Origin of the sequence: Streptomyces sp. NPDC001027 (assembly GCF_040299045.1) — a bacterium.
Taxonomy (GTDB): domain Bacteria; phylum Actinomycetota; class Actinomycetes; order Streptomycetales; family Streptomycetaceae; genus Streptomyces.
Genome location: NZ_JBEPBI010000256.1, coordinates 1 through 10,816, shown reverse-complemented (window position 1 = coordinate 10,816; position 10,816 = coordinate 1). Strand labels below are relative to the sequence as shown.

The window sequence follows — 10,816 nt, the reverse complement described above, 5'->3', positions numbered from 1 at the left end:
GCCAGGTGGCCGTTGTCGTTGTAGCGGGCCAGTCCGACGATCGCGCCCCGTGCGTCGGAGCGCCAGTACGGAGCGAACAGACCGGAGAAGGCGGGAACGAAGTACATTCCGCCGTTGTCCTCGACGGAGCGCGCCAGCGCCTCGCTCTCCGCCGCGTCCTTGATGATCTTCATCTGGTCGCGCAGCCACTGCACGGCGGAGCCGGTGACGGCGATGGAGCCCTCCAGGGCGTAGACCGCCGGGCTGTCGCCGAACTGGTACGCCACGGTCGTGAGCAGACCGTGCTGCGAACGGACCAGCTCCGTACCGGTGTTGAGGACCAGGAAGTTGCCCGTGCCGTAGGTGTTCTTGGCTTCGCCGGGCGCGTAGCAGACCTGTCCCACGGTGGCCGCCTGCTGGTCGCCGAGCACCCCGGCGATGGGGATGGCGGCGCGGAGCGGCCGGGAGGTGCGGGTCACGCCGAACGCCTCGCGGTGGGATGACGGGTTGATGGTGGGGAGCATCTGGCGGGGGATGTCGAAGAAGCCCAGCAGCTCGTCGTCCCAGTCGAGGGTCTCCAGGTCCATCAGCATGGTGCGGCTGGCATTGGTCACGTCGGTGGCGTGGACGCCGCCGTCGGGACCGCCCGTCAGATTCCACAGGACCCAGGCGTCGGTGTTGCCGAAGAGGGCGTGGCCCGCTTCCGCCGCCTCGCGGACGCCGTCGACGTTCTCCAGGATCCACTGGATCTTGCCGCCGGAGAAGTAGGTCGCCGGCGGCAGCCCCGCCTTTCGGCGGATCACGTCGCCCTTGCCCGAGCGCTCCAGAGCCGCCGCGATGGAGTCGGTGCGGGTGTCCTGCCAGACGATGGCGTTGTAGTAGGGGCGTCCGTTGCGCGGGTCCCAGACCACGGTGGTCTCACGCTGGTTGGTGATGCCGATCGCGGCCAGGTCCTCGGGTGAGAGGTTGCCGTGCCGCAGAGCGTTCTGGATCACCGAGTTGGTCCGCTCCCAGATCTCCACCGGGTCGTGCTCGACCCATCCCGAGCGCGGGAGGATCTGCGCGTGCTCCAGCTGGTGCTTCGCCACCTCGTTTCCGGAGTGGTCGAAGATCATGAAACGGGTGCTGGTGGTGCCTTGGTCCACCGCGCCCACGAAGTCAGCCATGAGTTGCCGCCTCTGCTGTGGGGGTCATTCCTCGGGGGCCGGAACGCGGCCGGGAGGCTCCGGTTCCGCCGTCGGCAGGAACCGGCCGATGAGGGCCTTGTAGAGCCCGGCGCCGAGCAGGCCGCCGATCAGGGGGCCGATGATCGGCACCCAGAAGTAGAGGTTCCCGTACTGATCTCGCCATGCTGTGCCGTAGCCCGTGAAGAAGCTGGCCAATCGGGGCCCGAAGTCACGTGCCGGGTTGATCGCGTACCCCGCGTTGGTGCCCCACGCCATGCCGATGGCCACGACGATCAGACCGACGATGAACGGGGCCAGGTTGGCGCCCGGCGGTGTGTTCAGCAGGTCCGTGACGGCCAGGATCAGCAGGAGCAGGATGGCGGTGCCGATGATCTGGTCCCGGAACGCGCCCCACTCGTGGACCGGCAGGTTCGGATTGCCGTTGGCGGGGAGTGTGGAGAACACGCCCTGGGTCTTGATGGTGTGCCCGGGGTCGGCCTTCGCCAGCGCCTCGGTGTAGTTCCACCGCACGAGGAGTGCCGCCACGAAGGCCCCGGCGGTCTGCGCCAGCGCGTAGGGGGCGACCTTGCGCCACGGGAAGCCCTTGAACGTGGCCAGGGCGACCGTCACCGCGGGATTGAGGTGGGCGCCGCTCAGTCGCGCTGCGACGTAGACGCCGAGGGTGACGCCGAGGCCCCAGGCCCAGGCGATGCTGTCGTGGTTTCCGAGTCCTCCCGGCGGTGTCGTGAGCGCTCCGCCGGCGACCACCTGGGCCACCACGCCACAGCCGAAGAGGATGAGAATCATGGTGCCGACGAATTCGGCCGACAGTTCGCCGACCAATCCGTGCATTTTCAATCGCTCAGCCATGGAAGCCCGCTTCCCGCCGGCTCTGAGCCGGCACGTCGACTGCTCGAGCTCTCCCGCACAACAGCATAGGGCGATCATGGACTAAACGCACAAACCGCTCCGGAACGGAATCCCGTGCAGGCCGCATCCCCCGCGCCCCGGCCCCGGGCTGCCACGTCGCAGCCTCAGGACCGCGGAGCCCAGGACATGCAAGGCCCCTGACCCAGTGCTGCAATGGCTGGAAAGCACCGTCCCTCGGACCCGAGCGCGGGCGACCGGCGCCGCGGCGGAGAACGGCCGGGGCCGGACCCACCGCTGAGGAGTGGCCATGCAACAGGACGTCGCGGACATGGGGCCCATCGACTATCTGATCGTCGAGTTCCCCGGAAGCCGTATGACGGGCGAGGGCATGCCCCTGCTCGTCGAGCTGGTCGAGGACGGCGTCATCCGGATCCTCGACCTCGTCTTCATCCAGAAGGGCGACGACGGATCGGTCGCCGTACTGGAATTCCGGGAGCTCGGCGACCAGGCCGAGCTGACGGTGTTCGAGGGAGCCTCCTCCGGTCTGCTCGACCAGGGCGACCTGGACGAGGCCGGGGCGGCGCTCGAGCCCGGGAACTCCGCGGCCGTCATCGTGTACGAGAACCTGTGGGCCGCGCCTCTGGCGCGTGCGCTGCGCCGCGGCGGCGCCCAGATGGTGGCCGGCGGACGCATCCCCGTGGACGCCCTGGTGGCATCGCTGGACGCCATGGAGTCGGCGCGCCCCGGCGGCGCCGTGACCGCCGGCTGACGCCGCCCGCGCCCCCGCGGCGCGTCCCGACTTCGCACGGACCCAGGGAGATGAGTGACATGCCAGGACTTCTTCGCGGTGTGGCCCGCACCGCCGTGATCGCGGGAACGGCCACCGCCGTGTCCAACCGCGTCTCCAGGCGGCAGGCGGGCCGGTGGGCCGAGCAGGACAGCGCCCGTCAGACAGCCGAGCAGCAGGCCCCCGCGCCCGCCGCCCCGCAGACCCACGCCGACGACATGACCGCCAAGATCGACCAGCTCAGGCAGCTCGCCGACCTCAAGGCTCAGGGCGTCCTCAGCGAGGAGGAGTTCGAGGCACAGAAGCGTCAGCTCCTCGGCTGACCCCGACGAAGGGCGCCCGTGCACCGGCCTGCGCGCCCGCCGTCAGGCCTTTCGCGTCCCCGCACTCCGCCCCCGGCGCCCGGGTTCCGGTGGGCGAACCTCCTCCCCCGGTCGGCCCAAGACCGTTCCCCACGACGCGCCGCCGCGGCGCCGCGATGCTTGGGTGAATGTCTGAGCCCGAGGCCATGAGGCGGGTCCCGGCGGACCGGCCGCACAGTGGAGGAGACAGTCATCGTGAGTCCGACCGAGGGTGCGCCCCGTGACGTGATCCCCGCCCACCTGCTCAAGGGTCAGAAGGCCCTGGTCACCGGGGCGAACTCCGGGATCGGCCTGGCGACCGCGGTCGCGCTCGGCCGGGCCGGAGCCGACGTGGTCGTGAACTACGTGGCCGGCCCGGAAGAGGCCGACAAGGTGGTGGAGGAGATCAGGTCGTACGGCGTGCGCGCGGCGGCCTACCAGGCGGACGTCTCCGACGAGGAGCAGGTCGTCGCCATGACGAACCGGATGGTCGAGGAGTTCGGCACGATCGACATCCTCGTGGCCAACGCCGGGATGCAGCGGGACGCGGCCTTCACCGAGATGACGCTCGCCCAGTGGCAGAAGGTCCTCGAGGTCAACCTGACCGGGCAGTTCCTGTGTGCGCGGGAGGCGACGAAGGAGTTCCTGCGCCGCGGAGTCGTCCCCGAGGTGTCGCGCGCCGCCGGCAAGATCATCTGCATGAGCTCCGTGCACCAGGTCATCCCGTGGGCCGGGCACGTCAACTACGCCGCGTCCAAGGGCGGTGTGCAGATGATGATGGAGACCCTCGCCCAGGAACTCGCGCCGAAGAAGATCCGCGTGAACGCCGTCGCCCCGGGCGCCATCAAGACGCCCATCAACCGCAGCGCCTGGGACACCCCCGAGGCCCGCGAGGACCTTCTGCGGCTGATCCCCTACGACCGCGTCGGCGACCCCGAGGACATCGCCCACGCGGTCGTGGGCCTCGCTTCCGATCTCATGGACTACGTGGTGGGCACCACGCTCTTCGTGGACGGCGGGATGACACTCTTCCCCGGCTTCGCCACCGGCGGCTGACACCGGCCGAAGACGTCCGTGTCGCCGATGACGGGGCCTCGCTGGCCGGGGGCCGGATAGCGGTCGCGGCCCAGGAGCACGCCGTTGACAGCTCCGGGGACGTACGCGCTGGTCGTGACCGTCGCCGCGGCCGCCGCCGCCGGTGAGGCGGACGGCTTCTCGGCCAGCCATTTCTGCTGGCCGTGCTCCTCGATGCTGTTCACGAGGGCGGGTCCGCCGCCCATGCGCGTCAGGAGGGGTACGGGAATGCGCCGCCCGCTGTCGGCCACGAGGCGCCGCGAGCCGAGAGCCTGGTCGACGGTCTCCTTGGGAGCCGGGAAGCCGTTTGACGATCCGCCCGGCCGGATACGAGCGCCCGTTGTGAGCGTAGGGAGGAACGGTCTCCAGGTTTCGAATCGAGTTGAGTGACCCGTCCTCTGGCGGGGCCGGGTCGGTGACCTGTACGACGCCGACGTCCCGGCCGCGGATCTTCTCGAAGAGCTCGCGGCCCGCTGCCCGGTCCAGCTGGGCGGAGCGCAGCATCACGCGCATGGTCTGCGGGCGGCCGCCGGCCCCGGTCATGCTGACGTAGGCCGGTTCGACGAAGTCCTGCGCCCAGACGTCTCCGTACTTCTCGAAGGTGACCAGTGGTGTGGTGATGCCGGCCGCCCGGACCTCCCTCGCCAGTTCCTTGACGAACTTCCGCTGCCGGCCCCCGTACTGGTCCTCGCCGCCGACCTTGGTGGCGTACGGCCGTCCCCCTCCGAAGGGCTGGGTTCCGTCTCGCGCACGTTCCCCGGCAGGCGACTGTTCGCCCGGACGTTGAGGCGATCATCTGCATGTGCGCGTAAGCAACTACGCAGTGCGGAACGCCGACGGCGAGCCCGCCGCCTGCCCCCTGTCGGATGGCTGCCGAACGCGGTCGAGGCGGCTCTGCCCCTGAGGAAGGAAGTCCTGTGACGGTTTCCGTACTGCTGGTCGACGACCAGGACATGGTGCGCTCGAGCATGCGCATCATGATCGACGTCGAGGCCGACCTCAAAGTGGTCGGGGAGGCCGCCGACGGAGAGACGGCCATCGGCATGGCTGCCCGGCTCTGTCCGGACGTCGTGGTCATGGACATCCGCATGCCCAAGATGGACGGAGTGGCGGCGACGCGCAGCATCAGGAGCGCCGGCAGCCCGCCGGCCGTCCTCGCGCTCACCACCTTCGATCTCGACGAGTACCTGTTCGGCACGCTACGAGCAGGAGCCGCGGGCTTCGTGCTCAAGCAGGACAGTGCCGCCACCCTGCTCGAGGGCATCCGAGCAGTCGCCCGGGGGGAAGGATTCGTATCGCCTGGCCCGACCAGAAGGCTGATCGAGCGAGTGTCCGTTCCGGAGGACACTCCCTACGAGCTGCCGGCCGAGGTGACGCGGCGGGAGCGGGATGTCCTCGCCCTGCTCGGCCGCGCTCTCAGCAACACGCAGATCGCGCACCGCCTGCACATCGAGGAGAGCACCGTCAAATATCACGTCCAGAACCTGCTCACCAAGCTCGACGCCCGCACCCGGGTGGAGGCGGCCCTCATCGCCAGTCGGGCTGGAATGGTGCCGGACTCCTCGGATGACGTGCAGAGGTGAGCGTGGTGCCAGAGGCCGCGCCGCAGCCGTGGAGGGAGCTCCTGGTGAGACCGGTCGGCGAGTCGACGGACGCACGGCCCGAAGCGGCTGCGTTCGCCGGCCTGCGACGTCAGCTCAGCTCGGCCGAGTCCGGCCGGGGACGCAGCTCGATGTCGCTGCCCTCCGGCAGGGTCTTCTGATAGCCCGCGTACATGTGCTCGGTCGCCAGCCGGACGAGGCGTTCCTCTTCGCCGGCCCGGGCCGCTTCGAAGAGCGCCCGGTGTTCGCTCACCATGAGCGGCACATTGGCGGCGTCGTCGACGTATGAGCGGGTGATGCGGCGGTTGACCGGATGGTCCCACAGCGTGTCGATCATCCGGAGCAGGAGCGCGTTACCGCACGGCTCGATCAAGGACATGTGGAAAGCGCGGTTCAGCTCGAACTGGGCCGCCGCGTCGAGCGGGTCGGACGCGGCCATGTCCTCGATCAGCGCGACGAGCCGTGCCGACTGGGCCCGGTCGTGGCTGCCGCAGGCGAGCCGCAGGGCCAGGGTCTCCAAGGACTGGCGTACCTGGTAGACCTGGGAGATGTCGCTCGGATTGAGGGCGTTGACGATGTAACCGCTGCCAGGCACCCAGGTGACCAGGTCTTCGTGGGCGAGGCGGTTGAGTGCGTCGCGCAGCGGGGTGCGAGAGACTCCGAGGCGCTCGGCCAGTTGCTCCTGCACCAGGGGGGAGTCGGCTTCCAGGCCGCCGGAGACGATCTCGTCGCGGAGCTGTTCGTAGACACGGACGCCCAGGGGGCGTGCGTCTCGGGGGTCGCCCCGCAAAGGCTTCACGTCACACTCCGTTTCCCACCGATGCCCGTCGGTGGATTCCGCCGACAGGGCAGATCCGCCTCGGGAGAGAAAACCATTCCGACAGGCCCATTGTCCCCCATGGATGCACTGTATACAGTGCATCCACTGCATCCAGAAGGGGCTGTTGATCATGTTCGTCCTGAACACCTGGTATGTCGCCGCATGGTCCGCCGAGGTGACCGGCAAGCCGGTGCGCCGGGTCGTCTGCAAGCAGCCGATCGTGCTCTACCGCACGTCGGACGGCACAGCGACCGCTCTGACCGACCGTTGCGCCCACCGGGCCTACCCTCTGTCCTCGGGCCGCACGGTCGGCGATTCGATCGAATGCGGTTACCACGGCTTCGCCTACGGACCCGACGGGGCCTGCACCCGCGTGCCCGCCCAGTCCGCCATCCCGGTGCGCGCCCGGGTGCGCAGCTACCCGGTCGTGGAGAAGGACGGCTGGATCTGGGTCTGGACGGGAGACGCAGAGCTCGCGGACGAGAGTCTGGTCCCGGACACCCACTGGATGGCCGACCCGGCGTGGGCGACCGTCACGCACACCGTGCTCTTCGAATGCCGCCACGACCTCATCCACGACAACCTGCTGGACCTGACCCATGAATCGTTCTTGCACAGGACGACCGTCGGCGACGACTACATCTACGAGCACGGCGTCACGGTCGAGGTGGACGGCCGGGTCGTGACCGCGGACCGGCTGATGCCCGGCGTCGAAGCGCCGCCGCTGTACGCACGGACCATGGCCGTCGAGGGCCTGTACGACCGGTTCCACGCCACCGAGTTCCACGTTCCGAGCTACCACGTGCTGCACTCAGGGATCACGGGCCAGGGGCGACCGCGCGAGGAGGGCTACCTGATCAAGGTGCTCAACGGGATCACGCCGGTCGACGAGAGGACCACCTGGTACTACTACGCGTTCAGCCGGAACTTCGCCGTCGACGCCGACTGGGCCACCGAGGAGCTCGAGGTCGGGCTCGCCACCGTGCTGCAGGAGGACGCCGACGCCCTGCGGGAGCAGGAGATCGGGATGCAGGAGCGTCCCGATGGGGAGCACGACGTGCTCATCGGCCAGGACGCCGGCGTCGCCAAGGCCCGGCGGATCCTTGCCCGGCTCCTGGCGGCGGAGCACCAGGCCGGCGGCCGGACGCCCGGAACGGACCGCCCTGGCCCGGCAACGGCCCAAGCGGCGCCCGTCGGGCTGCGGAGCTGAGATCACCTTCGTCTGCAAGGAGAGGAGGGCAGGTCGATGAGGCTTCTGCTCCGCGCCAACGCTCACCGGCAGGTCGACCCCACCCGGTGGGAGGTCGCCGCATCACCGGACACGCCCCGACGTGAGCGGTGGCAGTGGCAGGTGTGCCTGCTCACCGGCGGCCAGGGGCAGTCCGACGCGCCTTTGCCCACGGCGCACAAGGTCGCCGCGCCCCTGCCCCGCGGGGCGACTGTGGAGGTCGCGGTCGATCCGGCGCGCGTCGCGCCTGCGGTCGAGATCCTCGACCCACGGTCCTCGCCCACCGTGGTGCGCGCGGAGAGCGAGCTCGTGGTCCTGATCGCCTCGGGCGGGCGGGTGCTGGTCGAGGACAGACACGTGTTGGCCGACGCCGACGCCCTGGTACTGGCGGGCGACGACCCCCTGAGCGTCGGCGTGCACCGCTTCGACGGTGCGGACTCCAGGGTCGCGGTGATCCGTCTCGCACCCGTCGTGGACAGCGCTGTGAGGTGGGTGCCCTAAATACAGGTTCGAGGCTCGAAGGTTGTGAAAATGCGTGTGACAAGCGAGGAGCAGCGCCTGCGGCTGCGGGTGACCGCCCTGGTGTGGGAGGCCGAGGGAGTGCTCTCGGCGCACCTGCGCCGGCCCGACGGCGGCGACCTGCCCCCGTGGACGCCGGGGGCCCATCTGGACCTGCACCTGCCCGGCGGCCCCGTCCGCCAGTACTCACTGAGCGGCTCACCCGCCGATCGCGCCACTTGGCGAGTATCCGTCCTCCGGGAAAGCGCCTCGCGGGGCGGGTCACGGGCGGTGCACGAGACGCTGCGCCCCGGTGACGCGGTCGACGTCACCGGGCCCCGCAACGCCTTCGCTCTCGTCAACTCCCCAGAGTCGCAGTACCTGTTCATCGCCGGAGGCATCGGCATCACGCCGATCATGCCGATGATCGAGGAGGTCGCCGCGTCGGGGGCGCGCTGGTCCCTGCTGTACGGGGGCCGGTCCCGGTCGAGCATGGCGTTCCTGTCCGACCTCGCCCGGTACGGCGATCGGGTCACGGTCCGCCCGCAGGACGCATACGGACTGCTCGACCTGGACGCGTTCCTGGGGCCGCCTCGGGAGAACACGTCCGTGTACGCCTGCGGTCCGGAGCCGCTGCTCTCCGCGGTGGAACAGCGCTGCTCCGGCTGGCCGCCGGGAACACTCCGTCTGGAGCGGTTCGCCGCCCGCTCCATCCCGTCCGATGCCGATGCCGCCGACGCCGAAGAAGCCTTCGAACTGGTGCTGCATCGGGCCGGACGCAGCATCACTGTCGCGCCCGGCAGCACGATCCTGGAGGCCCTGGAGGCGAACGGCATGGAACCGCCCAACTCCTGCAGGGAGGGCATCTGCGGAACCTGCGAGACGAAGGTGCTCGAAGGCATCCCCGACCACCGGGACAGTCTGTTGACGCAGGAGGAACGGGACGCGAACGACACGGTGATGATCTGCGTCGGCCGCGCACGCTGTCGGCGATTGGTCCTGGATCTGTGAACGTCGGCGTGGGAGCTGCGGCAACCGCCCAATGAACCTCCACGCCGGGCCCGGCGTCAAGCCGACTCGACAGTCGGAAACTGCTACCACATAGGACACGCTGTTAGAAGGCTATTCAGAAAAAAATTCGCAAGAATCTCACGACGTACTGAACATGCGGCTGAGGGTCCGCGTACTTTTCCGTGAACGCAGGCACCGCGTTCAGGAAAAGCATCGACCGACCCAACGGTCGATACCAACCCCCTGATTCAGAGTGAGGGATCAGTATGTCCAGGGCTCTTCCGAAGTACCGTAAGCGCCGCGTAGCGTTGATCGGCGGCACTGCCGCAGTGGTGTTGTCCGGGGAAGTGATTACCGGCTCCGCTTTGGCCGGGCAGACGACCAAGACGAACGACGATTCCAATGCCACGAAGAGTGCGGCTGCGTCCACGGTGAACTGTCCGGACATCACGTCCCAGCTCTCCGCCGTCCCTGCGGCCGCGCGGACCGAGGTAAACCGCAACCTCGGCCTCCTGAAAACCCAGATCGAGGAGGCCAACAACCGCCTCGCCACCGCGACTGGGCAGGGCGGAGCCAACTTCGTCCAGAACGCCATCCTCAGCCCGCTCAAGGACAAGCGCGTCGCGACCATCAACCGTATGGTCCAGGCCGCTGGCGCCAGCGCCGCGAATCTGCAAGTCGACGCCCTGGCCACCTGCACTGTCGAGAACATCGGCCCGGACAACGGCCAGGCGAATGGAAACAACGGCGACAACTGCGATAAGAACGCGGGTGGTAATGCCGACAAGAATGCGCAGGGAAACAACGGTCAAGCGGGCAACGGCCAGGGCCGCAAGGGCCAGGGCCACCAGGGCCAGCGCAACAACGGCCAGGCAGGCATGGGCCAGGCCGGCAACGGCCAGGCCGGCAAGGGTGAGGGCGGCAACGGTCAAGCGGGCAAGGGTGAGGGCAGCAACGGCCAGGCAGGCAACAATCAGGCAGGCAACGGCCAGGGCGGCATGGGCCAGGCAGGCAACGGCCAGGGCGGCATGGGCCAGGCAGGCAACGGCCAGGGCGGTAAGGGGGCGGACAACGCAGGTCGCAACTGCGGTAACAACAACGGCGGTAACGGCCAAGCGGGCAACGCCGGCAACAACGGAGGGGGCAAGGAAGCAGGCGCTGGCGCAGGGGCAGGCACCGCGAACACGGTCAACTGTCCGAACATCGCGTCCCGGGTCTCTGCCGTCCCTGCCGCCGCGCGGGCCGAGGTCAACCGCGACCTGGGCCTCCTGAACACCCAGATCGAGGAAGCCAACAACCGCCTCGCCACCGCGACTGGGCAGGGCGGAGCCAACTTCGTCCAGAACGCCATCCTCAGCCCGCTCAAGGACAAGCGCGTCGCAACCATCAACCGCATCGTCAAGGCCATCGGCAGCACCGCCGGAAAGCAGAGGGTCGAGGC

At 69.2% G+C, this 10,816-nt stretch carries 12 protein-coding genes and 1 pseudogene; 8 read left to right on the top strand and 5 right to left on the bottom strand.

Annotated elements, in window-relative coordinates:
- Together glpK and ABT300_RS36815 are read right to left on the bottom strand one after the other, a co-directional pair.
- Positions 1-1,145, bottom strand: a 1,145-nt coding sequence (glpK, locus tag ABT300_RS36820) for a glycerol kinase GlpK (RefSeq protein ID WP_351685442.1), incomplete at its 3' end; no start/stop codon positions are given.
- Positions 1,146-1,169: 24 nt separating this feature from the next.
- Entirely contained in the window at positions 1,170-2,015 is an 846-nt protein-coding gene (locus ABT300_RS36815) for an MIP/aquaporin family protein (protein WP_351685439.1), read from the bottom strand.
- Positions 2,016-2,322: 307 nt separating this feature from the next.
- Between ABT300_RS36815 and ABT300_RS36810 the strand changes: the two genes are divergently transcribed.
- From ABT300_RS36810 to ABT300_RS36800, 3 genes are all read left to right on the top strand, one after another.
- Positions 2,323-2,784, top strand: a complete 462-nt coding sequence (locus ABT300_RS36810) for a DUF6325 family protein (protein WP_351685436.1) — start codon at positions 2,323-2,325, stop codon at positions 2,782-2,784.
- A 59-nt stretch (positions 2,785-2,843) separates the two neighbouring features.
- Entirely contained in the window at positions 2,844-3,125 is a 282-nt protein-coding gene (locus ABT300_RS36805; RefSeq protein ID WP_351685433.1) for an SHOCT domain-containing protein, read from the top strand.
- Between the two features lie 234 nt (positions 3,126-3,359).
- Positions 3,360-4,199 (top strand): SDR family oxidoreductase, encoded by an 840-nt coding sequence (locus ABT300_RS36800; protein WP_351685429.1) that lies wholly within the window; start codon positions 3,360-3,362, stop codon positions 4,197-4,199.
- Here ABT300_RS36800 and ABT300_RS44630 read toward each other — a convergent pair.
- Positions 4,127-4,423, bottom strand: a complete 297-nt coding sequence (locus ABT300_RS44630; RefSeq protein WP_502978069.1) for a hypothetical protein — start codon at positions 4,421-4,423, stop codon at positions 4,127-4,129. The genes ABT300_RS36800 and ABT300_RS44630 overlap by 73 nt on opposite strands.
- A 160-nt stretch (positions 4,424-4,583) precedes the next feature.
- Positions 4,584-4,838: pseudogene (locus ABT300_RS44625) on the bottom strand (protein-arginine deiminase family protein); the annotation flags it as partial.
- A 296-nt stretch (positions 4,839-5,134) separates the two neighbouring features.
- Here ABT300_RS44625 and ABT300_RS36790 point away from each other — a divergent pair.
- Positions 5,135-5,800 (top strand): response regulator, encoded by a 666-nt coding sequence (locus tag ABT300_RS36790; RefSeq protein WP_351685426.1) that lies wholly within the window; start codon positions 5,135-5,137, stop codon positions 5,798-5,800.
- Positions 5,801-5,909: 109 nt separating this feature from the next.
- Here ABT300_RS36790 and ABT300_RS36785 read toward each other — a convergent pair whose 3' ends face one another.
- Entirely contained in the window at positions 5,910-6,617 is a 708-nt protein-coding gene (locus ABT300_RS36785) for a GntR family transcriptional regulator (RefSeq protein WP_351685423.1), read from the bottom strand.
- 103 nt (positions 6,618-6,720) lie between these two features.
- Here ABT300_RS36785 and ABT300_RS36780 point away from each other — a divergent pair, with 103 nt between their 5' ends.
- The 4 genes from ABT300_RS36780 to ABT300_RS36765 form a co-directional block, all read left to right on the top strand.
- Complete coding sequence (locus ABT300_RS36780) at positions 6,721-7,848, top strand: Rieske 2Fe-2S domain-containing protein (protein WP_351685420.1); 1,128 nt, start codon at positions 6,721-6,723, stop codon at positions 7,846-7,848.
- A gap of 36 nt (positions 7,849-7,884) precedes the next feature.
- The gene (locus tag ABT300_RS36775; RefSeq protein WP_351685418.1) at positions 7,885-8,367 is read left to right on the top strand and encodes a hypothetical protein; all 483 of its coding nucleotides are present in this window, start codon (positions 7,885-7,887) and stop codon (positions 8,365-8,367) included.
- A 30-nt stretch (positions 8,368-8,397) separates the two neighbouring features.
- Positions 8,398-9,375: a PDR/VanB family oxidoreductase gene (locus ABT300_RS36770; protein WP_351685415.1), complete on the top strand. Its 978-nt coding sequence runs from the start codon at positions 8,398-8,400 to the stop codon at positions 9,373-9,375.
- Positions 9,376-9,641: 266 nt separating this feature from the next.
- A partial coding sequence (locus ABT300_RS36765) for a hypothetical protein (RefSeq protein WP_351685413.1) occupies positions 9,642-10,816 on the top strand: 1,175 nt, incomplete at its 3' end.